Consider the following 25,515-nt stretch of genomic DNA (forward strand, 5'->3'; position numbering starts at 1 on the left):
CATTTTCAGGAAAAGGGTGAAAACGGCAGTTCCAGCGCCTCTGCCAGGGCACGGTGGACCACGGCGCCGCGCCAGGTATTGAGGGCGCCGGCCAGGGCCGGGTCGGCCCGGAGCGCTTCTTCGATCCCCCGCTCGGCCAGGGCCTTCACATAGGGGAGCGTTGCATTGGTGAGGGCCAGGGCCGAGGTGCGGGGATAGGCCCCGGGCATGTTCGCCACGGTATAGTGAATGACGCCGTCCACCGTGTAGACCGGGTCGTCGTGGGTGGTGGGGCGGCTCGTTTCGGCGCATCCCCCCTGGTCGATGGAGACGTCGACGAGGACGGCTCCCTGCTTCATGGTGCCGAGGGCTGGCCGGTCGATGAGAAGGGGTGTTCGTCCCCCCGGCACGAGCACTGCGCCGACCACCAGGTCTGCCCGCGAAAGTTCCTCCGCCAGGGACTCCCGGTTCAAGGCCACGGTCCGGACTCGGCCGGCCAGAATTTCGTCGAGGCGCTGAAGCCGGTCGATCCCCCGGTTCATGACCACCGTCTCCATGCCGAGGCCGGTGCAGACCCGCGCCGCTCCGCTCCCCACCACGCCGGCCCCCAGGATGAGGGCACGGGCGGCGGATACCCCCGGCACCCCCGTGGGAAGGACCCCCGCCCCCCCGAGAACCCTCTGGAGATGGTACGCTCCCACCAGCGGCGCCATGCGGCCCGCCACCTCGCTCATGGGGACCAGAAGCGGCAGCGTCCCTCCCTTCTCAAGGGTCTCGTAGCCGATTCCCGTGACCCCCTTCTCCAGGAGCAACTCCGTGAGGGGGCGGTTGGGGGCCAGGTGCAGGTAGGTGAAAAGGGCCTGACCCTGCCTCAGCAGGCCGTACTCGGACGGAAGCGGCTCCTTCACCTTCACGAGGAGCTCCGCTGGGCCGAAGACCTCTTCCCTGCCGCAGACCCGGGCTCCGGCCCGCAGGTATTCCCCGTCGGCAAAACCGCTCCCCTCCCCTGCTCCGGTTTCCACGAGAACCGTGTGTCCTCCCCGCGCCAGCTCTGCAATCCCGGCCGGCGTCATGCCGACCCGGTACTCGTGGGTCTTTATCTCCCGCGGCACTCCGACGATCATGGTGCTTCCCCCCGCGCATGGCATTAGGATTGATGCATTAAATGCAAGTATACCCGTCCGGACATCGTCGTCCACCGAGTAACCGCAGGGTTCGGGTAAATCCGCGCGACAAGCGGGGCCGTTTCGGGTATAACAACACCTTCAAGCCCCAAAGGAGCCCCCATGGACTATCGGATCAACGAGCTCATCGAACGGATCAAGGCCCTCGAAGAAGAACTTGAAACCGAATTCGAAAAAAAACGTGAGGAGTTCCATCTCATCATCGAGGAGAAACGGGTCCGCTTCGCCCGGGAGGTGGTGGAACAGCAGCGGCGGCTCAAGACGGGGGCGCTCCGCTACATCGCCGAAGCCCAACCCCTGGCCCTCCTGAGCGCACCGGTGATCTACGCGGGCTTTATCCCGTTTCTCCTCCTCGACTTTTTCGTCACCACCTACCAGGCAGTATGCTTTCCCATCTACGGCATCCCCAAGGTGCGCCGCCGCGACTACCTAGTCTTCGACCGTGAAGACCTCCCCTACCTGAACGTGATCGAAAAGTTCAACTGCTTCTACTGCTCGTACGCCAACGGCCTTGCCGCCTACCTGCGAGAGGTGGCGGCCCGCACGGAGCAGTACTGGTGCCCCATCAAGCACGCCCGGCGCATCCTGGCCCCCCACGCACGCTACAACCGCTTCTTCGAGTTCGGCGACGCCGAGAGCTTCCGCAAGGGGCTGGAACGGCTGAGGGCCGAATTCGAACGGAACAACGGCAAAAACGGCACGAAGGGGGGAAGATAGCCATGTTCCTGCTGGCCTACCTGGCCCTCGGCGCCTTTGCCGGCGTCCTGGCGGGGCTTCTCGGCGTGGGAGGGGGGATTATCATCGTGCCGGTCCTTACCTTCCTCTTCACCACCCAGGGGCTCCCAGCCCCCTACATCGCCCACCTGGCGCTGGGAACCTCCCTCGCCACCATCATCTTCACCTCGGTGTCGAGCCTGCGGGCCCACCATGGCCGGGGAGCCGTGGAGTGGCGGGTGGTGCGCCGCATCTCCGCCGGCATCGTCGCCGGAACTCTGGCCGGGAGCTGGGTGGCGGCACAACTCTCGACCCGCTCCCTCAAGGTCTTCTTCGTGGTCTTCCTCTACTACGTGGCAATCCAGATGCTCCTCAACATCCGCCCCAAGCCCTCGCGCCAACTGCCGGGCACGGGAGGGATGCTCGGCGTTGGGGGGGTCATCGGAGCGATTTCCAGCCTCGTGGGAATCGGCGGCGGGAGCCTGTCGGTCCCCTTCATGGTCTGGTGCAATATACCGATGCATAACGCTATCGGCACCTCGGCCGCCATCGGCTTCCCCATAGCCCTGGCCGGAGCTGCCGGCTACATGGCGAACGGCCTCGCGGTCACGTCCCTTCCTCCCTGGTCCGTCGGTTTTGTCTACCTCCCGGCCCTGGCCGGCATCGCCCTGGCGAGCGTCATTACTGCCCCCTTCGGCGCACGCCTTGCCCACAATCTTCCCGTATCAGGCCTCAAGAAGATCTTCGCCTTACTCCTCATCGTCATGGGAACAAAGCTCCTTTCCGGTATTCTGTGAAAAAGTAACAAACCCCACAATATCACCCTGAAATATCACCCACGCCACCACCTAAGAGAAAAATAATTGTTGCCGCCGCGCCCGACCATCCCAAAAATAATCGGGCATTTCGCCATATAACCATTTTTCAGCCACGACCACGCCAAAACATGTCACTATCTCCGAGAGATAAAATAGTCACAACCAGCTATTTTTTCGGTTAATTAATTACCCCATCCCCCTTGAGTCACACCCCGCCAATACAAAATTTCGTCAAAAAACCATTTATAACGCCCTCAAATTATTGTTAATTCACAATTCAATATAATAAAATACGCGCACTTTCAATAAGTTATCACCGAATCTTACCCCACATCACGTCTGCGTCTCCAAGTCAATTGACGGCAATACTTTTGCTCTTTCCCTGGCAAAGGCAAAACTTTCGGACCACTCTCAGGGAGGACCCAATGGAAACGCTCTATACCGTCATGGCATTCATAACCGTATCCGTGGCAGCCATTCTCATACCTCGCATGATGATCGACTGGCAACGGTGCCGGGAATTCCTCCGGGACAGCGACGGGGAGGCACTGCGCCGGTTTGTGGCCGAACAAAGGCAATGGATCGTGCGGCACGGCATGTGCGCCGCAGGAGCAATCGGCATGGTCGCCGTCGTCACCTGCACCCCGGGAATGGCCGCATACGAAAGACTGGCCGGCGTAATGACCGCCTACGGCATGATGACCCTCACCTTCATGTTCATCGAATCGCTCCTGGCCCAACGGGCCGAGAGCCTGCTCCAGGCACGCCCCGCGTCCGTGGAACAGGCCCGGGAGTTCGGCAACTAGCATCCCAAAACAAAAGGCGGAACGTTTCCGTTCCGCCTTTGACAGTTGTTATGCCCTGAATGTGTCGATCTGCCTGCACCTTACCCGCACCTTACCGGTCGCGGGTTTTTGTTTGCCGTTCATAGGCCTCCCTGAGCCGGCTCACGTGGATTTTATCGTCCATCATCAGGGCGTTGAAAAACTTTCTACAGATATCGTCCTCGAAGTCCACCACATACTGCACATGCATCCCTGACAGATCCTCCTCCAGCTTGATTGCCGAATGGAAGGCCTCCTCCAGCGTGGGGCAACTCAGTTTCACTCTATCGATGGCGAACTGGAGTTCCTTGAGAACGTATTCAACCCGGCAGGGGTCGAGGTTAACCTCCCGTATGACTCCATCCCTCATCTTCAAGGCGAGCCGGAACTGGTTGGCGTGGTCCTCCTCCTCGCGGGCAGCCCGGCGCCACATCCGGGCAATATCCAGATCGTGCGTGAAACAGTCGGCATAGAGATCATACAGCTCCATGCTCTTGAGCTCGATCTCGGCACACTTGTGAAGCACCGTCATCATATCGACCGACATTCTTGCCATGGTTTCACCCTCCATCCTCTACCGCAGCCGCACCGGCCGATGCCTGTGCCGAATTTTTCATTCCCGGCATTTTATCTGCAAATCCGGTTCCCATCTTTTGGGGCCGAGAACGCCGTCTCCCACCTCCGGCAATTGACAAGGCCCCTTTATGGGGTATTTATCTATAAATACTTGTAATTCAATGCACATTCCATTCAGTTCCCACTAATCCCCCCCCATTCGTCTCGGCCCCTCCAGAAAGATCGGGAAACATCAAACAGGACGGTGTCGAACGTCGGCGCAACGTCGCCGATGCCACCTCAGAGCGAAAGGAGAGTTCACCATGGATGGAAAGAACCGATCAAGCACACGGAAAATGGTCCTGTTGGCAGGAGCGGTTGCCTTGGCAAGCGCCACGGCAACCCTGGCGGAAGAACGGATAGTCGGCAAGACGAGCTATGCGCCGGTCGCAGGCACCGAAGCATTCTCGACCGTCAAGGAAACCATGGAGAAGCAGAAGCAGGCGGTAATGAAGCGCCAGATGGAGCTGCTCGGCATGCGGTACGACCTGGCCGACAAAGCGATGCAGGGGGTTACCATGTCCCGGGGCAAGGGGGTGCAGGAGGGGGTGCGGGTCAAGCTTCCCGCGGGGGCAACCTGGCAGCAGCTTGCGGCCATGTCCCCGGAAGCCGTCAGGGAGAAGGGACTGTTCCCCAAAGGGTTCATGCCGCTCCCCCATCCCAATCATCCCGAGGGGGGGATGCTCTTCCCCAAGTTTCACATCGATGAAGTCAAAAAACAGACTGCCCGGGACCTGACCCGCTTCGATCTCGACTTCGACATCCCGGACCACTTCCTTCCCGAGTTCCCGGCTCCCATCTACCTGACCACCCGCCCCGACCTGGGGGACGTCTCCCAGGGGAAGCTGGTGACCACCCAGAACTTCTTCGAGCTGTTCAACGGCATTCTCAACCCGAAACAACTGGAGGGGCTGCGGCTGCTTCTCACCCCCTTCCCCCAGCAGCAGTTCAACGCCACCACTGACCGCCGCTCGGCCGAGCCGAGCCTGGGAGTTGCCTGCTTCGACTGCCACGCCAACGGCCACACCAATGCCTCGACCCACCTGGTGGGGGACATCCGGCCCCAGGAACTGCGCCACCGCCTCGACACGCCCCCCCTGCGGGGAGTCAATATCCAACGGCTGTTCGGGTCCCAGCGGGCGATGAAGAGCGTCGAGGACTTCACCGAATTCGAACAGCGAGCTGCTTACTTCGACGGCGACCCGGTGATCGCCACCAAGAAGGGGGTGAACATCCTGGAGCGGGGCAGCCAGGTCCACTTTATGGCCGAATTTCAGAATATCCTCGATTTTCCCCCGGCTCCCAAACTGACGGTATTCGGCAAGCTTGACCCGGAAAAGGCCGGCGAGGCCGAACTGCGGGGCCAGGAGATTTTCTTCGGCAAGGCCCGCTGCGCCGAGTGCCATCCCGCCCCCTACTACACCGACAACCTGATGCACAACCTGCGGACGGAGCGCTTCTACAGGCCGGAGACCATTAACGGCAGGCTGGCAAGCGCCGACGGCCCCATCAAGACATTCCCCCTCCGCGGCATCAAGGAATCCCCCCCGTACCTGCATGACGGGCGGCTCCTGACCCTGGCGGACACCATTGAGTTCTTCAATCTGGTTACCGGCGTCAAGCTCACCGACGAGGAGAAGAAGGATCTCCTGGCCTTCATGCTGACCCTGTAATCCCTTCGATGACGCGGCCCAATCGAAACCATGAAAATAGAAAGGGCGGGGATTTCCCCGCCCTTTCCCATGCCTGAGCCGTGAACAAACGGAAGCTACGGCTTCCCCGCCGCTGCCAGGGCTTCGCGCTTTGCCCGCGCCCTCGCATCGACCTCCCGCGCCAGCTCGTCATAAGCCACCAGGTTCTTGATGATCGGCAGATCCTTGCGTGCCGTCTCCTCGAAGAGGGTAAGCCTGTTGTTGAACGCTCCGGCCTGGCTCGTGAGCCCCTCGATGCTCGCAGCCAGGTAGCTCTTGTCTTTCTTGTAGGCATCGTTACGGGTGATGAAGGCCTTGGTCCTGGCCCAGTATTCGTCACTGCCCCCCACATAGCTGTCAAGGGTTTTAAGGAACGACAGGGTGGAGGCGGAGATGTCGGCGGAGGTCCGCAGTTTGACCTGGACGTCGGTCATGGCCCGCAGAAGCTCCCCGTCGGCGAAACGGACCGCGGCGGAGACCCGGACGGAGTCGGGGCGTTTCGGGTCGATGGCGCCTACCAGTGCCAGGTACTGGTCGGATGTCTTCAGGTACGTGGCAATGGAGCCCGAGGCGGCATTGAGGGAGAGAATTCCCAGGGAAGCGAACTTGGTCAGCACCGACGCCTGGCCGGCGTAGGGAATGGGAAGGACCCGGGCGAAGCCGGCCACCACGGAGCCGGCCTGGATGTACTTCTCGTAGCCGGAAAGGCTTGAGCTCATCCAGGTGACGAAGGTCCTGAAGTCGGCCATGGTCTGGCGCTGGGCGCGGGTATTGGCCGCCAGACTCTGGAGACGGTGGAGGTTTCTCGCCAGGAGCTCATCGCTGGAAACAACCGGGGCGCACTCCATATCCCGGATCTTCTGCTCCAGCCGGGACTGATCCGCCTTAAGGGCGGCAAGGGCCTCTTCCTGGCGCTTGAGCGTCTCTTCGCAAAGGGGAGGAGACGGCTGGGGGAGCACTTCGTCGTCGGCACGCGACGCTGGCGAAAAGACAATAACCAAAGCCATGCAGGCCAAGGCGATCAGCGGGGTTTTCACGGGGGTGGTTCCTTTCTTCAGGTGATGCGCAACAACGGGGAATAGTACCCCTGCCCCGACCTCTCTGTCCAGCGTTTCATGGCAGCCGGGCCAGTTGAAGCAGGGAGCGCCCGTGGTAGTATGGATAGGTCGGGAATCGCCCCCCAGTGGGGCCAACGAGGAGCCAAACCATGAGCGAGACGATCAAGAAAGCCAAATCCTTTGCCAAGAGCTTTCGGGTGGAAGAGGGTAAGAAGTTCAGGCTCAAGGACCATGACCCCAACGAGACCCTCGGGCTCAAGCACGAGGAGGGGATCAAGGACCGGTCCGCCGAGCTCCTCCAGCAGGGGGTCGAAATCCTTGCGGAGATGCAGGAGATGCTCTATGCCCAGGACCGGTGGGGACTCCTCCTTATCTTCCAGGCCATGGATGCGGCGGGGAAAGACGGCGCCATCAAGCACGTCATGTCCGGGGTCAACCCCCAGGGATGCCAGGTCTTCAACTTCAAGGCTCCTTCAGCGGAGGAACTGGATCACGACTTCCTCTGGCGGAGCGGCAAGAGCCTCCCCGAGCGGGGGCGGATCGGCATTTTCAACCGTTCCTACTACGAAGAGGTCCTGGTCGTCAGGGTCCACCGGGAACTGCTCGAAAAGCAGAAGCTCCCGCCGCAACTGGTGACGAAAGATATCTGGAAGGAGCGTTACGAGGACATCAACGCCTACGAGCGCTACCTGACCCGCAACGGCATCGCCATCCGCAAGTTTTTCCTCAACGTGTCGCGGGGGGAGCAGAAGAAGCGCTTCCTGGAGCGGCTCGACAATCCGGACAAGAACTGGAAGTTTTCGGTGGCCGATGCCCAGGAGCGCCAGCACTGGGACGAATACATGGACGCCTACGAGGCTATGATCCGTCACACCGCCACTGAATACGCCCCCTGGTATGTGGTGCCGGCGGACAACAAGTGGTTCAGCCGCCTGGTGGTGGCGGGAGGCATCATCGAGGCCCTCGACGGGCTGCAACTCGCCTACCCCGAGGTGGACGAGGCGAAACGGAAGGAACTGGCCGCGGCCCGGGCGATGCTTGAGGGGTGAAACAGGGTATGGCGGGAAAGGGGTATATTCCTCGAAAGACCTTGACAGCGGCACCCGGACTCCCTATCTTCTAATTGGTTATGCGCCTCGGCGCCCCACTCTGAACGCCATGAAAACCATTATCCTTTCCCATAGAGTCCTCGCCGCGGCCCTGGTTGTGATCCTCCTGCTCCTCTCCACGTCCGGCTTCGGCCTTGCCCTCTCCCTTCACCTGAAGGACCAGACCCTCTCCAAACACGCGGACTGCGGATGCATCACCGCCGATTCCGACGGTGGAGAGTCGGGCGGCCCCGCATCCGAGGCGTTCCACGGCGATTTCAACCCTTCCTGTATCGCTCCCCTTATCATGCCGGTCTATGCACCGGCGGTGGAGAATCTCCATCCTTTCGAGCCGTTCCGGGCGCCACCCCAGGTCTTCTACGATCTCTTCGTTCCACCTCAAAACCACTGCTGACGGAGGGGGCGTGCAGCGCGCAAAGACCGGTAACGGACGATCTCATCCATGACGGCTTGGCGCATACACTGTCACACCTCCTCTCTGCTGTCACTGAACCCTGAACGGTGATCCGGCCGGAATCACGGCGCCTCTGTGCCGCGACCTCGGCCCTCACGGATCCGGCTGCAGTCATTCAATGGCGATAGCCGGACAATTGCCGCGCCCGGTTGCCAGATGCCACGGGCGTGCAGGGAGGTGTAACCTTGCAGGTGAACGATTCGTCACAACGACTCTGGATATTTTCTTTTGATGGTGTACTCACGACAGCGGGGACCGACCGGACCAGGGCCCGCCTGCACCGGCTCACCCGCCAACTTTTGGAGGAACTCGCCGGCACGCCCGGCGAACGGGTTGCGGTCCTCTCCAGCCGCTCCCTTGAGGACCTCGTCTCCCGGGTCGCCATACCGGGAGTTTTTCTCGGAGGGGGATGCGGGACCGAATGGCACATTCCCGGCGGGGACTCCATGACCCTTTCCGGCCGGCCCAAGGATCTCCTCATGGAAAACCGGGACATCCTCCTGCCGGTGCTGCGGGACCTGGCCGAGCTGCCGGGGGTGACCTTCGAGGACCGCCGCTGGTCTGCCGTCTTCCATGTCGCCGGCGCGGCACCAAAGACAAAGCGGACCCTCGATGACCGGCTCCAGGAAGCCTGCCGCGACGGACGCGGCGCCCTCTATCGTTACCCCGACATGGTGGAAACCCTCTTTCTCCCCGAAATCACCATGGAATTCGGCGTGCGCGCCCTCTGCCGCCTCCTCAAGCACGAGGGCGCGCTCATATGCGCCGGCAGCGATACCAACGATGCCACGGCCCTCCGCTGGGTGGTGCGCCAGGGGGGAACGGCCTTCTCCGTCGGCAGACGCCCCCTTGTGGCCGGCTCGACAGCCGTAGTAGACTTGCGGTCGCTGGTGCGTCAGGTCCGGGACCTTGCGGGGACAAGACACTCCCTCCCGGCACGATGGCCCGAACGGCGTTACAACCAGGCAGCATGAATTTTGTCGCACCTCGTCCGGCGGTGTCGCCGCGGGGACGGGGCTCCTCCCCTATCCTCCCGGCACCGCCGGCTATCAGGAACAGGATTGCATGAGAAAACCGATCAATCTGCTGAGGGAGTTCTCCGTCCCCCTCATCGCCGGAGTCATAACAGCCCTCGCCTGGGCAAACCTCGATCCCCGGGGGTATGACGCCCTTATTCATCAGCCTTCTTTCGGGGGGGTCAGCCTCCATTTCCTGGTGAACGAGCTCTTCATGGTGCTCTTTTTCGGGATCGCAGCCGCCGAGATCACCCAGAGCTGCCTTCCCGGCGGGGATCTGAACCCTCCCCGCAAGGCCGTCAACCCTCTGCTGGCGACCCTCGGCGGCGTCATCGGACCGGTGATTGTGTACCTGATTCTCAATGCCGCCATCGGCAACCCTGCCCTGAGCCGCGGATGGGGAATCCCCACCGCCACCGACATTGCCCTGGCCTGGCTCGTGGCGCGACTCGTCTTCGGCGCCGTCCACCCGGCAGTATCGTTCCTCCTGCTCCTGGCCGTGGCCGACGACGCCATCGGCCTCGCCATCATCGCCATCTTCTACCCCGACCCGATCCACCCCACCGAGCCCTTGTGGCTTTTCCTAACGGTGGCCGGCATCGTGGCCGCCTACATCCTGCGGGGCGCCAGGACGAAAAGCTACTGGCCCTATGTGATCCTGGGGGGGGGGCTCTCCTGGACCGGCCTGTTCAAGGCCCACCTCCACCCGGCCCTGGCCCTCGTCTTCATCATCCCCTTCCTCCCCCATCCTCCGCGGGAATCGGCGCACCTGTTCGAGGAGGATCCCCGCGACACCTCCACCCTCGCCCGTTTCGAGCACGACTGGAAGATCGTCGTCGACTTCGGCCTCTTCCTCTTCGGCCTCGCCAACGCGGGTGTCCGCTTCTCCTCCGTGGGAACGGCCACCTGGCTCGTGCTGACGGCGCTCCTGGTCGGCAAGACGGCAGGCATCTTCACCATGGGCTACCTGGGAAAGGCCCTCGGCTTCCCCCTCCCGGACAGGGTTGGGTTCAAGGAACTGGCGTTGACGGGGCTGGTGGCCGGCATGGGGCTCACCGTCGCCCTCTTCGTGGCGGGGGTAGCCTTTGTGGATCCCGACATCGAGAGTGCGGCCAAAATGGGAGCGCTCCTCTCGGGGGGGGTGCTCCCGATGGCCGTGGCGCTCGGCAGAATCCTGAAGGTACGGAGAATCCCCTGAACAGGAGAGACGTGCGTCTTGACATACAGAATCGCTTCATTATACTCGCCTAAAACATCCCCATCAAAAGAGCGGAGGGAGCACCATGCATGACAGATCCATTGTGACGAAACTGAAGGGTTCGGGACACAGGAGCATCATCGTTGCCGCTATCCTTGCCGGCTGTCTGGCAGCCGCCGGCTGCAAGCAGCAGGAAAAGCCCGTCCAGGCCCCGGCCGAAAAACCAGCCACGGGAGCGGTCACCCAGACAACCATGGGAGGCCCCATGAGTGACCAGCAGAAGCAGGCCATGGGGAAAGCCATTTTCAAGAAACAGTGCGCCAGTTGCCACGGCGAAGAGGGTAAAGGGATGAGCGCCCCCTCTCTCCAGAAGGCCGACTTTAAATACGGCCGCACTCCCGAGGCGATCAAGGAGACCATCACCAAGGGACGCCCCGGCGGCATGCCCGCCTTCGGCAGCCTCCAGGAAATCGAGGTGGAAACCGTCGCTGCCTATGTCCTGAGCCTTAAACGGTAGCCTGTTTAGGACAAGTTCCACATAAGAGTTGACACACTCAAACAAATAGGTTACACAATAGCAACACTTTCATCAGCGAATCTGGCTGAAGATAGCGATACTACTAAACCATCCGCGAGGATGGGGCGGAAAGCCCATAGGGTCTCATCGAGACAGCCGGGTTGCCGAACTATCACATCATAGATAGGCGGCGACCCGGCTTTTTTATTTTGCCCGGATTGCCTTGAAACCTTCCGTGGACACAGACGCGTGCCGCGGCAATAGCTTCAGGCGATAGCGATACTACTAAACCATCCGCGAGGATGGGGCGGAAAGCCCACAGGGTCTCACCGAGACAGCCGGGTTGCCGAACTATCACACCACAGATAGGCGGCGACCCGGCTTTTTACATTTTGACAGGCTGGCAGCGAAAGGAGGTGATGACGTCTCACAGAAATCAAACTTCATGGCAATCTCCCTTAGCGACTAACATTAACTGAATTCACGGAAACAGAGGAGGACATCATGAAATTCAGAACATTCACATTGACGGAAATGCTGACCCTTGCCATTGCCTTTGCGGCATATGGCGTCATCTGCATAGCAGGAACAGCCACGGGAAGTACCGGCGGAGCCGGCTTCACAACAGGGCATGGCCAGACACTCTCCGACACATCTTCCGCCAGCGCCCCCACAAAAACTGAGGACTTCAGGGGAGCTGCCGATTTCCCCGAGCCGTCGCCCGCCCGCAAGACCGCGAAGAAAACAGTGGCCCAGCGGTCCATACCCGTGGATGGCGCATCGCTCTACTACACCAGCAACTGTGCCGGCTGCCACGGCACCATGTCCAACCTGAGAGGGGCCACCGCGGAGATGATCCAGTCCGCCATAGACAGTAACGCAGGGGGGATGGGATTCCACGTCACCCTCTCCCCTGAGGAGGTCCACTCCATCGCAGATGCGCTGAAGTAGCGCTGGCGCAAAGCAAAGGGGGCCCCCTCACGGGAGGCCCCCAGCAGATCCTTCATGTGGTGAGGAGGCGGCATGGAGCCGCCTCCTATTTTTCTCTGTATCTGATCGCGTAGCGGAAGTTCTTCGGATCGTAAAAATCGACCGCCTTCCCCCCTACCTCGGCATAGGGATAGCCGAAGGTGTTCAGGGGCGCCCCTGCCTGGGGCGGGTTGAGGACCACATCGCGCCCAACTGCCAACGCGATGCGGTAGGGGTCGATTCCCCCCCAGAAATACTCCCGGTACTCCTTTGTCTTCGCATCGTCCAGTTTCAGGCTTTCCACCAGCATTGCCTTGCGGACGTCGGCCGGGTCCACCGGCACCCACCCGTAACCGGGGAGGAAAAACTCGGCCCAGCAGTGCTGCCAGGTGGTGATATCCTCTTCGGCCTTCTTGCCGAGGCGGATGCCGAAGACCTCCCGGGCCGGCACCCCGGCGGCGCGGGAGAGGGCAATGAAGACCGACGAGATGTCAGTGCACTTCCCGCCAGGCTTCTCCAGCAGGGCACAGACGTCACCCTTGCCGCACCCTCTGGTGTTCGGGTCCCGGTAGGTGTTCTCGCAGGTCCAGTCGTAAATGGCCCGGGCTTTCTCCAGCACGGTTTTCTTCCCCTTGATGATGGAATCGGCCAGTTTCTTCACCTCACCGTCGGTGGGGCCGAGGCTCGTGGGTGTCAGGTACTGCCGGTAGTCGGCCGAGTCCCAGGCGGCTTCCTTCTTTGGAAAATCCCGTCGGATCACCTCCTGCCGCTCGGCGGTAACGGTAAAGGAAAGCTTACGGCTGGTGGCGTCGCTCTTCCACCGGGCATAGAGGATCGGCGTACCGTTGGTCCGGTCGGTGTAGACGCCGGACTCGGCGTAGTCCCCGGAGACGCTGATGCCGCTGATGGTCTGGTTGGCGTCGGTAACCGGATAGGGAAGCCAGAGTTTCACCTCTTTCCCCTTTTCCTGGGTCGACAGGTCCACATCGACGGTCACCACCCCGGCCCGGCTGGTAGCTCCGAAGGCGGTGGCGGCGCTCACGATGGTCAGCATCGCCGCCATAAACAACTTCTTCATGAATCCTCCCCTATGGTAGTGCGGAACTGCGGCTCCGCGATTTTATTTTTGCCGGCCAGTGACGCACATCCCAGGCCAGGGCCATCCCTCGCTCCCCTTCTCCAAAATGTAAAGCCGGTTTTCGTCGACCCCCTTTGACTTCAGGTAGTCATAGGTATTCTTGGCACCGCCGCCCCCCCGGGGGCAGACGATTACCACATCATCCCTGGTGGCGCCGATCTTCCTAAGGATGGCGTCAAGCCGTTTCTTCTCCTCGGCGCTTTTCACGGGGAAGGCGTTGGTTTCCACGGCACCCTTGAAGTGCCCCTTGGCAAATCCCTCCGAAGGCTGGATATCGACGATGATCATGGAGCGGCCACTCTCCAGCCACCCTTTGAAGGTGTCCTGCTTCACGAACCGGTAGTCGGCCGCCATGGCCGCAACGGCAACCAAAAGAACAGAGACCGTCAGTAAGGTGATCCATTGTTTCATGCTCTCTCCTTTTCGGTGAAATGTACTTATTGCGCGCTACGCCGAGCCCGATTCAGGATCTCCAGGAACGCCTCGATCCTCACCTTCAGCTGCTCAGTGTCCGATTCGGAGTAGTCAGTCTCGATCTGGAGGAAGGGAACAGAGGTCCGCTCCTGGAGGTATTTCTTAAGGCTGTAGGACTCGATGTTGTAGGTGTGGCATCCCTGCCAGGTGAGGTCGATGACCCCGTCGGCCTGGAACTCCCGGGCAAGGCGTTCCACCAGCTCGAAGCGCCCCTGGTTGGGGGACATGCACGAGCAGGGGATGCGCAGATAACGCTCGGCAATGGCCCGGAGGGGATCGTCGGCATCCTCGGCCACCGGCTCCACCTTCTTGTAGGCGCCGCAGCTCTCGAAGCAGACCACGCTCCCCCCGCACTCTTCCACAAGCCGCACCACCTTGTCGGAGCCGATCCCCACCGGCACGCCGGTCAAGAGAACCCGGGGGGTCTCTTCCGTAAAGGGGGAGATTCCCGCGCCGGCCATCTCCCAGAGCTCCGCCGTGAGCCGGTCCACCAGGGCGATGGCCTCCTCCTTGTTCACGGAAAAGCCCCGGTTGTGGAGCACCGTCAGCAGATCGAGGCCGCTGATGGGTGACGGCTTCAGCTTGCAGAGATCCTGGAGGGCCTGGAGGGAGCGCCGCTCGTCGTTGCAGAGGCGGATCGCATCCCGAAGCCGCTCCGGGGTCAGCTCCACGCCGAATTCCTGCTCAAGCCTCGCCGCGAGGCGCTTCAGCTCCCCGAGCCAGTAGTCGAGGGCGGCCCCGTCCTGCACTTGGGGAAGCTGCATCAGGTGCAACGGCTTGAACTCGTTCAGGAGCTCATACATCTTCTTCTTGCCGTCGCAGGTGGTCTCGGCGATGAGGAGGTCGGCAAAGTGGAAATAGGGGCAGGTGTCGGTGGCCGCAAAACCGTAGCTCGACTTGATGAGGGGACAGAGGCTGCGGGGGAGGACCTTCTCCGCCGCCGGGATCGGGTTCGGGCTCGTGCCGCAGAGGGAGACCGGAATGGCCCCCGCCGCCACCACCAGTTCCGCAGGCGAGTAGAGGCAGTAGGTCCCCACGATCCGCGCCCCGGCTTCCTTCGCCTCCTTGAGGGCAAGGGCGTTGCGCTCCCGCAGGGTAGCAATCTCGGTGAATGTCTCGGCTTTCGTCATATCCATGATCTCTTTCTCTTTCGTGAAGTTCAAGCGTCCCGGCCGATGAGGGCTGCCCCCAGCGCCCCCACCAGCTGCGGCTCGCGGGGAACGTGGAGCGATACGCCGAGCCGCTGGGCGATAGCCCTGCATATGGCGTGGTTGCGGGCCGTCCCCCCCGTGAAGGTCACCACCCCCGCGAGCGGCAGACGTCCCGCAAGGCCTTGTACCCGCCGGGCGATGGAGTCGAGGATGCCGGCCGCGATGGCCCCCTTGGAGACCCCCTGGGCCAAAAGGCCGATGATCTCCGACTCGGCAAATACCGTGCACATGCTCGACAGGGGGGCCGGCGCGGCGGAAGCGGCCAGTTCCCCCAGCCCGTCGAGGGTCACGTCGAGGATCCCGGCCATGACTTGCAGGAAGCGGCCGGTGCCGGCGGCGCACTTGTCGTTCATGATGAAATCGGACACCCCGCCGGCGGCGTCCAGGGCGATGACCTTGCTGTCCTGCCCTCCGATGTCGATAACGGTGCGGGTCGCTCCGTTCAGGTGGTGGGCGCCCCGGGCGTGGCAGGTGATCTCCGTCACCTTCCGGTCGAAGATGGGGAGTGAAATCCGCCCATACCCGGTGCCGATGACCCGCTCAAGCCGCTCTTCGCTCACCCCGCCGGCCGCGAGGGCGTGCCGCAGGGCCATGAGCCCCGCCTCCCGGGGTTCCCAGCCGGTAGGCACCACTGCGGTCCCCCGCACCTCGCCGTCAAAGATCACGGCTTTGGTGGCCGTGGAGCCGATATCGATGCCTGCAGCAATCATCGTTTCGCTTCCATGAATTAATAATCCGGAGCGCCTGTGGCGCCCGGAGTGCTTCAACCGTTCGCGACGTTACAGCCTGACCACCGAGCCTGCCCCCATGAGGCTCTCGGCAATGGTGAACATATTGGTGACCGAGCCGGCCACAAGCTTATCCTTGCGGTGAAAGAAATCGAGGCAGACACCGCAGGAGAGGACCTCCACTCCCCGGTTGCCGAGGCTCTCCAGGGCCTCCAGTACCTCGGAACCTTCCGTGGTGAGAAGAACCCCGGTGTTGACGAAGAGCATCCGGTCCGGAAGTTCCGCCAGATCAAGCAAGGTGATGATAAAGTTCTTCATGAGGAGTCGCCCCAGCTCCTCGGGGCCATCGCCGAGCCGGTCGGAGGCCACGAGTATGACACTTTTCCCTCCCCGATCCGCCACAGTCCGGACCGGCACGGCCGGGGCACTCCCCGGCGAGGTGATGGTGAGGGTGAAACCATTGTCAGTCTCGGCTTCACTGACGGCAAAACCGCGGTTCTCGGCAAAGCGGGTCACGTTCTCCCGGGGTGCCCCCGGATCCACGAGTACCTGCACCGCCTCGCCTCCCGCCTCCTCCAGTGCCCGCTTGGTGGTCACCACCGGCGCGGGGCAGGCCATATTCCTGCAGTCGATTATTTTCATCCAAACCCCTATATTCAAAGTTCATAAGATGTTCTGACAAATTCTGGTAAAGTATTGCGTATTTGACAGAACAAGGTCAAATTGATAATTTTGATAAACTAAATAGTTCGTATCGTAAATTACGATAACAAGAGAGTCCCATGAACCTCAAACAGCTGGAAGTATTCCTCGCCGTGGCCGAAAGCGGCAGCTTTTCCCGGGGGGCCGAGGCAACGTTTCTCACCCAGTCGACGGTGAGCCAGCATATCGCGGCCCTGGAACACGAAGTGGGGGTGAAGCTCCTGGACCGCACGGGGCGTGGGGCGCTCCTGACCGAAGGGGGAAAGCTCCTGCTGGAGCACGCCCGCAGGGTGGTGGCGGGCGCCCGCGAGATCGAGCCGGCCATGCGGCGCTTCCGGGGGTTGGAAGAGGCGGAGCTTCGCGTGGGGGGAAGCAACATACCCGGCGACCACATGATTCCCGAAGTGCTTCCCCTCTTCCTCGCACGGCATCCCGGCGTCCGCCTGACGCTCCTCCAGGGGGACAGCCGGGAGATTCTGGACAAGGTGGCGCGGGAAGAGGTGGAGATCGGCATCATCGGGAGCCGCTTCGACGACGAGGGGTTCGCCTTCACCCCTCTGGGACGCGACGAAATCAGGCTCATTGCAGGAAGCACCCACCCTTTGGCCGGCACAGGCCCCGTCGGCCTCAACATCCTGACCCGCCAGGAGTTCATCATGCGCGAGCAGGGGTCCGGCACGGCCCAAACCATCGCGCACGCCCTGGCCGGCGCCGGCGTCGCACCGGCCACCCTTGCGGTGCGGGCGAGCCTTGGGAGCAACGAGGCGGTCAAGCATGCCGTGGCCAGCGGATTGGGAGTGTCGTTTCTGTCGGAAATCTCGGTGAGAAAGGAACTGGGACGCGGCGAACTGGTGGAAATTCCGGTCGACGGGCTGAAGATTTCCCGCACGTTCTACCTTGTGCAGCGGGAGGGGCGGGAGCTTTCGCCGGCGGCCCGCGCCTTTGCCGACCTGATGGTGGACCAGTACCGCTAGCGGGCCGCCACGGCCTGCGTTCGTCCAATCGCCTCCCTTCCTTTGGTATTCCTCTTGCAACCCCTCCAACGCATTCATTTATCAAATACTATTCAGGACATTCCTGCGACAACGTTTCATGCGAAAAATCACAATAAATGTTATTACCCTGAACATATTCTTCGTCATCGGAGCCACCGCGATCTCCACGATTCTCTTCCTGGCGGAGATTCGCGATGAGTCGGAGCGACTGGCAAAAGTGGAGCAGGAACAGGGGATTCAGACGTTCTGGAGGCTCCTCAAGGCCAAAGGAAATGATTTTAAGATCGTCAACGGCAGGCTCATGGCCGGCGACTACGTCCTGAACGGCAACTTTGAGCTCCCTGACATGATCCAGTCGATCTTCGGCGGAACGGCGACGGTCTTCATGGGGGATACGCGGGTTTCCACCAACATCCTCAAGGGAGACGGCACCCGGGCGGTCGGCACGAAGCTGAACGGGCCCGCATACAACGCTATTTTCAGACATAACCAGCCGTACCGCGGGGAGGCCATGATTCTCGGCATCCCCTATTTCACCGCCTACGATCCCATCAGAAACAGCCGGGGCGAAATCATCGGCGTACTCTATGTGGGTGCCAAAAAGAACGAATTCTATTCGCGCTACGAGCACTACAAGGCCAACGTCATCGCCGGCGCGGCGGTCATCTCCACGATCTTTGCAGTGCTGGCCGTTGTCATACTGAGGGACAGAAAGCTCCACGTGGAGGCGCTCGAGGAGAACGAGACCAAGTACCGGACCCTCTTCGAGAGTTCTGCTGAGGGGATCCTGCTGTTCGATCACATTATTTTTGACTGCAACGAACAGCTGTGTCGGCTGCTTGGCAGAAGCCGTGACAAAATCATCGGGAGATCGCCCCTTCACTTCTCGCCTGACCTGCAGCCCGACGGTACCCCCTCAGCCGACAAAGCCCGCCAGCTGATTGACGCTGCCCTGGCAGGAGAAGCCAGATTTTTCCCCTGGCAGCACCAGAGACAGGATGGAACCTTGGTCGACGCCGAGGTTTCCCTGAAGGCTCTGACCATCCAGGGACGCACGGTTCTCCAGGCGGTGGTGCGAGACGTAACCGAACGGGAAAAGGCCGAGCGCCTGCTGACGGGAGAGAAGTTCGCCCTGGAGCTTGTCAACTCCGAGGCCTCCCTCGACAAGGTCCTCGAATTCCTCTGCCGGCTCATGGAAGAACAGGCCCGCGAACTTCGCTGCTCCATCCTGCTGGTGGACGCCGACGGCAGGCACCTGCGGCACGGGGCCGCACCCAGCCTCCCCGCCGAATACAATCGGATCATAGACGGCACCCGCATCGGGCCCAATATCGGGACCTGCGGCACGGCTGCCTTCTCGGGGAGCCTCGTCGTCACCGGCGATATCGAGACCGACCCGCGCTGGGTGAAGTACCGCAAACTCCCCCTCAGCCACGGGCTTCGCGCCTGCTGGTCAATGCCCGTCAAAGCGCGCAACGGTGCGATTCTCGGAACCTTTGCGGCCTACTCGACGGTTCCCCGGGAGCCTGCCGCTGCCGAACTGCAGCTCATGGAGCGGCTCGGGCACCTGACCAGCATCGCCATCGAGCGCAAGCAGGCCGAGGAATCGCTGCGGATGATCCGCCTGCAGCAGCAGGCCATACTCGACAACATCCCTGACCTGGTCTGGCTCAAGGACATCGAAAGCAGATTCATCGCCGTCAACGCGGCATTTGCCAAAGCCTGCGGCACCACTCCCTCTGAACTGGTGGGAACGAATGACCTGGATCTCTGGCCCACCGACCTTGCCACCCTCTATCGCGAGGACGACGCCCGGGTCATGGCGTCGGGAAAGCAGATCCGCACCGAGGAACCCCTCGTCGACATCAACGGAAAGAGAGTCTGGATCGAAACCATCAAGATGCCCATTTATGACGAGGCGGGAGCGGTCATCGGCACCACGGGCATCGCCAGGGACATTTCGGAGCGGCGGGAGACGGAACTGAAGCTGAGGGAGAACGAGACCCGGCTCGCAAAGGCGCAGCAGATTGCCCATGTGGGGAACTGGGACTGGGATATTCTCAACAACACGCTTCACTGGTCCGATGAGATTTTCCGGATTTTCCGCATCCCCCCCGACCAGCCCAACATGACCTACGAAACATTCCTGGAAGCGGTCCATCCCGACGACCGGCAAAACATGACCGATGCCATGCAGGCTTCCCTGCACGATAAGGTTCCTTACGGAATAACATATCGCATCATCTGCCCTGACGGAGAGATCAGACATCTGAGAACGGAGGGAGAGGTCGAGTTCGATACGGAAGGGGCTCCGGTGCGGATGCAGGGGGTCGTCAAGGACATTACGGTGAGTACCCTTGCCGAGGAGGCTCTGCGTGAGAGCGAAGCCCGCTTCAGGGAGATCTTCGAACAGAACGAAGACGCCATCATTCTGCTCTCGCGGGAAACCCTGGACATCATCGATGCCAACAAGGCGGCGGAGACACTGATCGGCCGCGACAAGGAGTCTCTCAACTGGCTCGGCCCCTGGTCGTTCATCGTACCCGACGACTACAACCCGTTCATCGGGGCCATCCCCCACGCCGAGGATACGACCCCCTTCCACCTGGACCGTATCGGCGTTGTCAGGTCCGACGGAACCCGTCTCATCTCTTCGATCTGGGGCAAAATCATCCGATTGCGGGACACGGAGGTGGTCTACTGCTCCATCCGCGACATCACCCAGAGAATCCGCATGGAGGAAGAGGCACAGATCACCCAGTCCCGCCTCATCCACACCAACAAGATGGCCTCCCTCGGCGTCCTCGTCTCCGGCATAGCCCACGAGATAAACAACCCCAACACCTTCATCCAGGGAAACGCATCGCTCATCGAGAGTTTCTGGCGCGACACCGTCCCGATCCTCGACCGCCATCACACCGAAAACGGCGACTTCGTCCTCGGCGGCCTGCCGTTCGTGGAGGTAGAAAAAATTTTCCCCCGCCTTCTCCTTGGGGTAAAGGAGGGTTCGCGCCGCATCAGCGCCATTGTCAACAACCTCAAGGACTTCGCCCGGGAGGATACCGCGAAGACTTTCGTGCCGATCGCCGTCAACAACATCGTTGAAAATGCGAAAATGATTCTCAGCTACCAGATTCACCGCTACACCGACCATTTCCGCATGGAACTGGGCGAAGACCTCCCGCAGGCCCGGGGAAAATTTCAGCAGATAGAACAGGTGGTCATCAACCTGATCATGAACGCCCTGCAGGCGCTTCCCGGCAAGGACGCAGGGGTCACCGTCTCCACATCCGCCGACCTCGTTGCCTCGGTGGTCACCATCAGCGTACGCGATGAGGGAGAAGGGATGCCGTGGGAGGTTCTGGAGCGGATCACCGAGCCCTTCTTCTCCACCAAGCTTGAACAGGGAGGGACCGGACTCGGTCTCTCCATCTCCGCTGCCATCATCAGAGAGCACGACGGCACGCTGACATTCGAATCGACTCCCGGCAAGGGAACCACCGCAACGGTAACCCTGCCGCTCGCCTATCCTGTCGGAGAACGAAACCATGCCTGATCAACAGACTTTTCCCATTCTGGTGGTGGACGATGAGGAGGAAATCCTCTTTACCACCAGCATCACGTTGCGAAGCGCCGGCTTCCCCCTGGTGCTGACGGAAAGCGACAGCCGCAACGTCATGGAAATCCTTGCCCGGCAGGAGGTGGCCCTCGTTCTCCTTGACCTTTACATGCCGCACCTGCCGGGATACGAGCTCCTGAAGGAGATCACCGCGAATCATCCTGAGATCCCGGTCATCGTGGTCACGGCGGCAAACGAGGTGGGAATGGCCGTGGAGTGCATGAAAGCAGGTGCATTCGACTATTTCGTCAAGCCGGTGGAACCGCCGCGGCTCCTGGCAACGGTCAGGAAAGCGCTGGAGATGCACGCGCTCCGCTCCCAGGTGAATTCCCTGAGCAGCCATATCCTCACCGGCGGACTCGACAACGAGGAAGCGTTCGCCCCGATCATCACCCGCAACCGGAAGATGCACTCCATCTTCCAGTACCTGGAGGCGATTGCCCCAAGCAACCAGCCCCTTCTGGTTACCGGCGAGACGGGGGTCGGCAAGGAGCTTGTCGCCCGTACCGTCCACAACATCAGCGGCCGTAAGGGTCCCTTCGTGGCGGTCAACATCGCCGGCCTTGACGACATGGTCTTCTCCGACACCCTGTTCGGCCACCGCAAGGGGGCATTCACCGGCGCCGACCGGCAGCGGGAGGGCCTCATCGCCAAGGCAGCGGGCGGCACCCTCTTCCTCGACGAGATCGGCGACCTGCAGCCGTCGTCCCAGGTGAAGCTGCTCAGACTCCTCCAGGAGCAGGAATACTACCCCCTGGGGGCGGACACGCCGGTCCGCGCCGACGCCCGGATCGTCGTCGCCACGAACCGTGACCTGAAGGCGATGATGGCGGACGGAAGCTTTCGGAAAGACCTCTACTACCGCCTGAGCGCCCATCAGGTTCTGATCCCCCCCCTGCGCGACCGGCGGGAGGATATCCCGCTCCTGGTGGAGCACTTCTTCGATGAGGCCGCGGCCTCCCTCTCCCGGCAGAAGCCGACGATCCCCCCGGAACTCACCTGTTACCTCGGCACCTATGCGTTTCCGGGCAACATCCGGGAGTTGCGGGCCATGGTCTTCGATGCCATGGCGCGCCATGAAAAAGGGGTGCTTTCCCTGGCCGCCTTCAGGGAGGTGATCGGCAATCCTCGCTCCCCGGCTGAAACATCTCCCCTTCCCTTCCTCAAAGGACTGAGGGAAGAGTCCGGCAATGCCGGCCGCATGCCGACCCTGAAGGAGGCGGAGGATGCCCTCATCGCCCATGCCCTGAGCATCGCCAACGGCAACCAGGGGATAGCCTCGGCCCATCTGGGGATCACCCGTCAGGCCCTCAACAAGCGCCTCAACAGAAGAACCGCCGACGAATAACCCCTGCGCCATTTGTTGCACCGGCAACCAATGGCGCATATCCCCCGAAAACCCGCGCCAGCTGCCTATTTCCCAGCAATCACCCCGCCATCTGCAACTTCCGTCGCACCCCTTTCCCTCGACACACCTTTCAACACCCTGTAATTACACAATTTTATTCTCATGCACTCTGGCATTTCGACTGCAATACGTATCGTCGTAGCGATCACTTTTTCAGTCAGCCGACAATGCCAAGGAGGCCCACCATGCCAGAGAACGCATCAGCGAACCTGACGATAAGACTGAACGGCGACTGGTCCATGACCGGCGTCACGCAGCAGCTCCTCCCCCTGACGGAACACCTGGCCGCCCTTTCCGGGGTGCATCCGCAGCAGGCGCAGCCGGTCATCGACCTGACGGAGGTCGCCCTGTTCGATGCCTGCGGATGCCAACTCCTGACGATACTCCTTCGCCATCTGAGGCTCCTGGGTTTCGCTCCCGTCCTGACCAATATCCCGGCAGAACTCCGCGGCAGCATCGAGCTCCTCGGCTTCGGCCACGAATTCGAGACAATGCTCGACATTGCCAAGGGCCACGCATGACCACCCCGGATCACCACAATACCTCCATCGACCTGGATCGCTTCAACGCCGTCTTTTTCGAGGAGTGCGCCGAACACCTGGCCGATATGGAGCACATCCTCGTGGCCCTCGACCCGGCACATCCCGACGGCGAGGAACTGAACGCCCTGTTCCGCGCGGCCCACTCCATCAAGGGAGGAGCCGGCATTTTCGGCTTCAGGGACCTTACCGTGGTGACCCACGAGCTTGAATCGCTCCTGGACAAGGTACGCGGCAACGAACTCGGCCTGACCGCCACCATGATCGACCTTTTCCTGGAAGCCCGCGACGCCATCGCCATGCAGTTGGCGGGACACCGTGACGGCGCCGCGGTGGACCAGGGGGTTATCGAGGATATCTGCCGCAGGCTTCGCGACCAGATCGAAACAAATGCTGCCGCTGCCGAAGCTTCCACTTCGTCCCACGTTCCAAGTGCTGAACCCATGACCGGCTTCCGCCGGTTGGAGATCGTCTTTTCCCCCGACAACGACATCTTCCAGCGGGGCGTGCGGCTCGAAAACCTCTTCAACGAACTGGCGCAGTTGGGGGACCTTTCGGTGAAGGCAGAGATCCCCGAAGCGCCTCCCTTTGAGGCGTTCGATCCCGAGGTCTGCCACGCCCGGTGGATTTTCGCCCTCGACACGGCCGCCGCCGATGAGGAGATCTGGGACATCTTCGAGTTCGTGGCCGAACGGGAGCAGCTGACGATCATCACCAGGGACGAGCAGGCAACCGCCGCGCCGTCTCCCGCAAGGGAAGACATCCCTGCACCCGCAAGCACGCCGGCAGAGGCAGCCATAGCCCCCATGGGGCGCCGTGCCTACGACCGCGATGAAACGGCGCCCGGGGCCTTCGGCCGCCGGGGGGGCGAGGCTGAGTCCTCCATCCGGGTGGGGGTCACCAAGGTGGATCAGCTCATCAACCAAGTGGGCGAACTGGTCATCACCCAGTCCATGCTGTCCCAGATGGCGGCGGTTCTCGATCCGGTCCTCTTCGAGAACATCCATCGGGGACTCCTGCAACTGGAGCGCAACACCCGCGACCTCCAGCAGAGCGTCATGTCGATCCGGCTGGTCCCCATCAGCATCGTATTCAGCCGCTTCCCCCGCCTGGTGCGCGACCTGGCTGCCAAGCTCGGCAAGCAGGTGGATCTGAAAACCGTTGGCGAGGCCACCGAGCTGGACAAGGGGCTCATCGAAAAGGTTGCCGATCCCCTCACCCACCTGGTGCGGAACTGCCTCGACCACGGGCTCGAATCCCCTGAAGCGCGCATGGCCGCAGGGAAGGATCCCGTCGGCACCATAACGCTGCGGGCCTCCCAGGTGGGGGGACGGATCGTCATCGATGTCATGGACGACGGCGCCGGTCTCAGCCGGGAGAAGATCCTCCGCAAGGCGGCCGAACGGGGCATCCCGGCCAGCGACGCCATGACCGATGAGGAGGTCTGGCAACTGATCTTCGCCCCCGGCTTCTCCACCGCCGAAACCGTGACCGACATCTCCGGCCGCGGGGTCGGCATGGACGTGGTGCTGCGAAACGTGCAGGCCCTGAGCGGGCGGGTGCAGGTCTCGTCGGAGCCGGGCGCCGGAACCCGCGTCACCATCAGCCTTCCCCTGACCCTGGCGATTCTCGACGGTCTCTCCGTGGCGGTGGGTGGCGAAAAGTTCATCATCCCCCTGAACGCCATCATCGAATCCCTCCAGCCGAAGCCGGAGGAAATCAAATCGGTCAACGGCAGGACCGTCGTCCACGTCCGGGGCGAATACCTCCCCCTTCTGCCGCTCCACCAACTCTTCAACCTGGAAACGGCGGTCACGAGGGCTGAAGAGGGAATCGTCGTACTGGTGGATGTGGAGGGGGAAAAGGCGGCGCTGCTGGTGGACGCCCTCCTGGACGAGCACCAGGTGGTCATCAAGAGCCTCGAAGCCAACTACCGCAAGGTTGAAGGAACGGCGGGCGCGACGATCCTCGGGGACGGGCGGGTGGCGCTGATCCTGGACGTCCACGCCCTGCTCCGGATGAGATAAATACGAGTCAGGAGGATATACACAACTATGGATACGTCTGAACGAATCATCCCCCATGAATACCTCACCTTCACCCTCGGCAACGAGGAGTACGGCATCGACATCCTGAAGGTGCAGGAGATCCGGGGCTACGACGCCGTGACCCGCATCGCCAACGCGCCGGAGTTCCTCAAGGGGGTCATCAACCTGCGAGGGGTGATCGTACCCATCGTCGACATGCGGATCAGGTTCAACCTCGGCACTCCCCACTACGACGAGTTCACCGTGGTCATCATCATGAACGTGCTGAACCGGGTCATCGGCATGGTGGTGGACGGCGTCTCCGACGTGGTGGCCCTGGAACCGGAGCAGATCAGGCCGGCGCCGGAGCTGGGCTCGGCCCTGGATACCCGCTACCTGACCGGCCTCGGCACCGTGAACGGCCAGATGCTCATCCTCATGGACATAGAAAAGCTCCTGAGCAGCGACGAGATGCAGCTCATGGACAGCGCGGCGTAGAGGCACCGCCGCTGCCTGATATCTTCAAGT

General features: G+C 61.7%; 24 protein-coding genes and 2 riboswitches. Of the genes, 16 read left to right on the forward strand and 8 right to left on the reverse strand.

The window, feature by feature from the left end:
* Positions 1-5: 5 nt before the first annotated feature.
* On the reverse strand, positions 6-1,103 hold the full coding sequence (gene ald, locus KI811_RS14920; RefSeq protein WP_214187277.1) for an alanine dehydrogenase: 1,098 nt from the start codon (positions 1,101-1,103) through the stop codon (positions 6-8).
* Positions 1,104-1,265: 162 nt separating this feature from the next.
* Between ald and KI811_RS14925 the strand changes: the two genes are divergently transcribed.
* The 3 genes from KI811_RS14925 to KI811_RS14935 all read left to right on the forward strand — a co-directional run bounded on the left by KI811_RS14925 (position 1,266) and on the right by KI811_RS14935 (position 3,501).
* Positions 1,266-1,880, forward strand: coding sequence for a hypothetical protein (locus tag KI811_RS14925; protein WP_214187278.1), 615 nt, complete (start codon positions 1,266-1,268; stop codon positions 1,878-1,880).
* 2 nt (positions 1,881-1,882) lie between these two features.
* Positions 1,883-2,674, forward strand: coding sequence for a sulfite exporter TauE/SafE family protein (locus KI811_RS14930; RefSeq protein ID WP_214187279.1), 792 nt, complete (start codon positions 1,883-1,885; stop codon positions 2,672-2,674).
* A 446-nt stretch (positions 2,675-3,120) separates the two neighbouring features.
* On the forward strand, positions 3,121-3,501 hold the full coding sequence (locus KI811_RS14935) for a hypothetical protein (protein ID WP_214187280.1): 381 nt from the start codon (positions 3,121-3,123) through the stop codon (positions 3,499-3,501).
* A gap of 91 nt (positions 3,502-3,592) precedes the next feature.
* Here KI811_RS14935 and KI811_RS14940 read toward each other — a convergent pair whose 3' ends face one another.
* A complete protein-coding gene (locus KI811_RS14940; protein WP_214187281.1) occupies positions 3,593-4,075 on the reverse strand; it encodes a ferritin family protein in 483 nt (160 codons plus the stop codon).
* Positions 4,076-4,397: 322 nt separating this feature from the next.
* Between KI811_RS14940 and KI811_RS14945 the strand changes: the two genes are divergently transcribed.
* Positions 4,398-5,807 carry a cytochrome B6 gene (locus tag KI811_RS14945; protein WP_214187282.1) on the forward strand — a complete coding sequence of 470 codons (1,410 nt, stop codon included), beginning with the start codon at positions 4,398-4,400 and terminating at the stop codon, positions 5,805-5,807.
* 95 nt (positions 5,808-5,902) lie between these two features.
* Here the strand turns inward: KI811_RS14945 and KI811_RS14950 are convergent, their stop codons facing one another.
* A complete protein-coding gene (locus tag KI811_RS14950; RefSeq protein WP_214187283.1) occupies positions 5,903-6,862 on the reverse strand; it encodes a hypothetical protein in 960 nt (319 codons plus the stop codon).
* 170 nt (positions 6,863-7,032) lie between these two features.
* Between KI811_RS14950 and KI811_RS14955 the strand changes: the two genes are divergently transcribed.
* The 6 genes from KI811_RS14955 to KI811_RS14980 all read left to right on the forward strand — a co-directional run bounded on the left by KI811_RS14955 (position 7,033) and on the right by KI811_RS14980 (position 12,128).
* A complete protein-coding gene (locus tag KI811_RS14955) occupies positions 7,033-7,932 on the forward strand; it encodes a polyphosphate kinase 2 family protein (RefSeq protein WP_214187284.1) in 900 nt (299 codons plus the stop codon).
* 109 nt (positions 7,933-8,041) lie between these two features.
* Positions 8,042-8,386 carry a hypothetical protein gene (locus KI811_RS14960; RefSeq protein WP_246551791.1) on the forward strand — a complete coding sequence of 115 codons (345 nt, stop codon included), beginning with the start codon at positions 8,042-8,044 and terminating at the stop codon, positions 8,384-8,386.
* Positions 8,387-8,637: 251 nt separating this feature from the next.
* A complete protein-coding gene (locus tag KI811_RS14965) occupies positions 8,638-9,420 on the forward strand; it encodes a trehalose-phosphatase (protein ID WP_281875413.1) in 783 nt (260 codons plus the stop codon).
* A 91-nt stretch (positions 9,421-9,511) separates the two neighbouring features.
* Positions 9,512-10,660 (forward strand): Na+/H+ antiporter NhaA, encoded by a 1,149-nt coding sequence (locus KI811_RS14970; protein ID WP_214187286.1) that lies wholly within the window; start codon positions 9,512-9,514, stop codon positions 10,658-10,660.
* An 85-nt stretch (positions 10,661-10,745) separates the two neighbouring features.
* Entirely contained in the window at positions 10,746-11,177 is a 432-nt protein-coding gene (locus KI811_RS14975; protein WP_214187287.1) for a c-type cytochrome, read from the forward strand.
* Between the two features lie 92 nt (positions 11,178-11,269).
* A riboswitch (cyclic di-GMP riboswitch) is annotated at positions 11,270-11,346 on the forward strand.
* A 105-nt stretch (positions 11,347-11,451) separates the two neighbouring features.
* A riboswitch (cyclic di-GMP riboswitch) is annotated at positions 11,452-11,528 on the forward strand.
* 153 nt (positions 11,529-11,681) lie between these two features.
* Entirely contained in the window at positions 11,682-12,128 is a 447-nt protein-coding gene (locus tag KI811_RS14980; protein ID WP_214187288.1) for a c-type cytochrome, read from the forward strand.
* Positions 12,129-12,213: 85 nt separating this feature from the next.
* On the opposite strand, the gene KI811_RS14985 is transcribed toward KI811_RS14980, so the two are convergent.
* From KI811_RS14985 to yedF, 5 genes are all read right to left on the reverse strand, one after another.
* Positions 12,214-13,224: a transglutaminase-like domain-containing protein gene (locus KI811_RS14985; RefSeq protein WP_214187289.1), complete on the reverse strand. Its 1,011-nt coding sequence runs from the start codon at positions 13,222-13,224 to the stop codon at positions 12,214-12,216.
* A gap of 42 nt (positions 13,225-13,266) precedes the next feature.
* Positions 13,267-13,695, reverse strand: a complete 429-nt coding sequence (locus KI811_RS14990; RefSeq protein ID WP_214187290.1) for a rhodanese-like domain-containing protein — start codon at positions 13,693-13,695, stop codon at positions 13,267-13,269.
* A 26-nt stretch (positions 13,696-13,721) separates the two neighbouring features.
* Positions 13,722-14,894, reverse strand: coding sequence for a double-cubane-cluster-containing anaerobic reductase (locus tag KI811_RS14995; RefSeq protein ID WP_246551792.1), 1,173 nt, complete (start codon positions 14,892-14,894; stop codon positions 13,722-13,724).
* 23 nt (positions 14,895-14,917) lie between these two features.
* On the reverse strand, positions 14,918-15,679 hold the full coding sequence (locus tag KI811_RS15000) for an acyl-CoA dehydratase activase (protein ID WP_214187291.1): 762 nt from the start codon (positions 15,677-15,679) through the stop codon (positions 14,918-14,920).
* Between the two features lie 69 nt (positions 15,680-15,748).
* Positions 15,749-16,339 (reverse strand): sulfurtransferase-like selenium metabolism protein YedF, encoded by a 591-nt coding sequence (yedF, locus tag KI811_RS15005; protein ID WP_214187292.1) that lies wholly within the window; start codon positions 16,337-16,339, stop codon positions 15,749-15,751.
* A 140-nt stretch (positions 16,340-16,479) separates the two neighbouring features.
* Here yedF and KI811_RS15010 point away from each other — a divergent pair, with 140 nt between their 5' ends.
* The 6 genes from KI811_RS15010 (at position 16,480) to KI811_RS15045 (ending at position 25,485) form a co-directional block, all read left to right on the forward strand.
* Positions 16,480-17,373, forward strand: coding sequence for a selenium metabolism-associated LysR family transcriptional regulator (locus KI811_RS15010; RefSeq protein WP_214187293.1), 894 nt, complete (start codon positions 16,480-16,482; stop codon positions 17,371-17,373).
* Positions 17,374-17,491: 118 nt separating this feature from the next.
* On the forward strand, positions 17,492-20,950 hold the full coding sequence (locus KI811_RS18685) for a PAS domain S-box protein (RefSeq protein WP_246551793.1): 3,459 nt from the start codon (positions 17,492-17,494) through the stop codon (positions 20,948-20,950).
* The gene (locus KI811_RS15030) at positions 20,943-22,361 is read left to right on the forward strand and encodes a sigma-54-dependent transcriptional regulator (RefSeq protein ID WP_214187294.1); all 1,419 of its coding nucleotides are present in this window, start codon (positions 20,943-20,945) and stop codon (positions 22,359-22,361) included. Before KI811_RS18685 ends, KI811_RS15030 begins: the two co-directional genes overlap by 8 nt.
* Before the next feature lie 245 nt (positions 22,362-22,606).
* Complete coding sequence (locus KI811_RS15035; RefSeq protein ID WP_214187295.1) at positions 22,607-22,942, forward strand: STAS domain-containing protein; 336 nt, start codon at positions 22,607-22,609, stop codon at positions 22,940-22,942.
* Positions 22,939-24,987 (forward strand): chemotaxis protein CheW, encoded by a 2,049-nt coding sequence (locus tag KI811_RS15040; protein WP_214187296.1) that lies wholly within the window; start codon positions 22,939-22,941, stop codon positions 24,985-24,987. The genes KI811_RS15035 and KI811_RS15040 overlap by 4 nt, the downstream gene beginning before the upstream one ends.
* A gap of 27 nt (positions 24,988-25,014) precedes the next feature.
* The gene (locus tag KI811_RS15045; protein WP_214187297.1) at positions 25,015-25,485 is read left to right on the forward strand and encodes a chemotaxis protein CheW; all 471 of its coding nucleotides are present in this window, start codon (positions 25,015-25,017) and stop codon (positions 25,483-25,485) included.
* The last annotated feature ends 30 nt before the right edge of the window (positions 25,486-25,515 follow it).

This window comes from Geobacter hydrogenophilus, from assembly GCF_018501225.1.
GTDB lineage: Bacteria > Desulfobacterota > Desulfuromonadia > Geobacterales > Geobacteraceae > Geobacter > Geobacter hydrogenophilus.

What these genes read in the sequence shown, in the direction of transcription:
- KI811_RS15040 (WP_214187296.1), top strand. Translation starts at nt 22,939, where the DNA reads ATGACCACCCCGGATCACCACAATACCTCCATCGACCTGGATCGCTTC.
- KI811_RS14940 (WP_214187281.1), bottom strand. Translation starts at nt 4,075, where the DNA reads ATGGCAAGAATGTCGGTCGATATGATGACGGTGCTTCACAAGTGTGCC.
- KI811_RS14960 (WP_246551791.1), top strand. Translation starts at nt 8,042, where the DNA reads ATGAAAACCATTATCCTTTCCCATAGAGTCCTCGCCGCGGCCCTGGTT.
- KI811_RS14935 (WP_214187280.1), top strand. Translation starts at nt 3,121, where the DNA reads ATGGAAACGCTCTATACCGTCATGGCATTCATAACCGTATCCGTGGCA.
- KI811_RS15035 (WP_214187295.1), top strand. Translation starts at nt 22,607, where the DNA reads ATGCCAGAGAACGCATCAGCGAACCTGACGATAAGACTGAACGGCGAC.
- KI811_RS15030 (WP_214187294.1), top strand. Translation starts at nt 20,943, where the DNA reads ATGCCTGATCAACAGACTTTTCCCATTCTGGTGGTGGACGATGAGGAG.
- KI811_RS14955 (WP_214187284.1), top strand. Translation starts at nt 7,033, where the DNA reads ATGAGCGAGACGATCAAGAAAGCCAAATCCTTTGCCAAGAGCTTTCGG.
- KI811_RS14990 (WP_214187290.1), bottom strand. Translation starts at nt 13,695, where the DNA reads ATGAAACAATGGATCACCTTACTGACGGTCTCTGTTCTTTTGGTTGCC.
- KI811_RS15010 (WP_214187293.1), top strand. Translation starts at nt 16,480, where the DNA reads ATGAACCTCAAACAGCTGGAAGTATTCCTCGCCGTGGCCGAAAGCGGC.
- KI811_RS14945 (WP_214187282.1), top strand. Translation starts at nt 4,398, where the DNA reads ATGGATGGAAAGAACCGATCAAGCACACGGAAAATGGTCCTGTTGGCA.
- KI811_RS14980 (WP_214187288.1), top strand. Translation starts at nt 11,682, where the DNA reads ATGAAATTCAGAACATTCACATTGACGGAAATGCTGACCCTTGCCATT.
- KI811_RS14995 (WP_246551792.1), bottom strand. Translation starts at nt 14,894, where the DNA reads ATGGATATGACGAAAGCCGAGACATTCACCGAGATTGCTACCCTGCGG.
- KI811_RS14930 (WP_214187279.1), top strand. Translation starts at nt 1,883, where the DNA reads ATGTTCCTGCTGGCCTACCTGGCCCTCGGCGCCTTTGCCGGCGTCCTG.
- KI811_RS14970 (WP_214187286.1), top strand. Translation starts at nt 9,512, where the DNA reads ATGAGAAAACCGATCAATCTGCTGAGGGAGTTCTCCGTCCCCCTCATC.
- KI811_RS14925 (WP_214187278.1), top strand. Translation starts at nt 1,266, where the DNA reads ATGGACTATCGGATCAACGAGCTCATCGAACGGATCAAGGCCCTCGAA.
- ald (WP_214187277.1), bottom strand. Translation starts at nt 1,103, where the DNA reads ATGATCGTCGGAGTGCCGCGGGAGATAAAGACCCACGAGTACCGGGTC.
- yedF (WP_214187292.1), bottom strand. Translation starts at nt 16,339, where the DNA reads ATGAAAATAATCGACTGCAGGAATATGGCCTGCCCCGCGCCGGTGGTG.
- KI811_RS15000 (WP_214187291.1), bottom strand. Translation starts at nt 15,679, where the DNA reads ATGATTGCTGCAGGCATCGATATCGGCTCCACGGCCACCAAAGCCGTG.
- KI811_RS18685 (WP_246551793.1), top strand. Translation starts at nt 17,492, where the DNA reads ATGCGAAAAATCACAATAAATGTTATTACCCTGAACATATTCTTCGTC.
- KI811_RS15045 (WP_214187297.1), top strand. Translation starts at nt 25,015, where the DNA reads ATGGATACGTCTGAACGAATCATCCCCCATGAATACCTCACCTTCACC.
- KI811_RS14985 (WP_214187289.1), bottom strand. Translation starts at nt 13,224, where the DNA reads ATGAAGAAGTTGTTTATGGCGGCGATGCTGACCATCGTGAGCGCCGCC.
- KI811_RS14975 (WP_214187287.1), top strand. Translation starts at nt 10,746, where the DNA reads ATGCATGACAGATCCATTGTGACGAAACTGAAGGGTTCGGGACACAGG.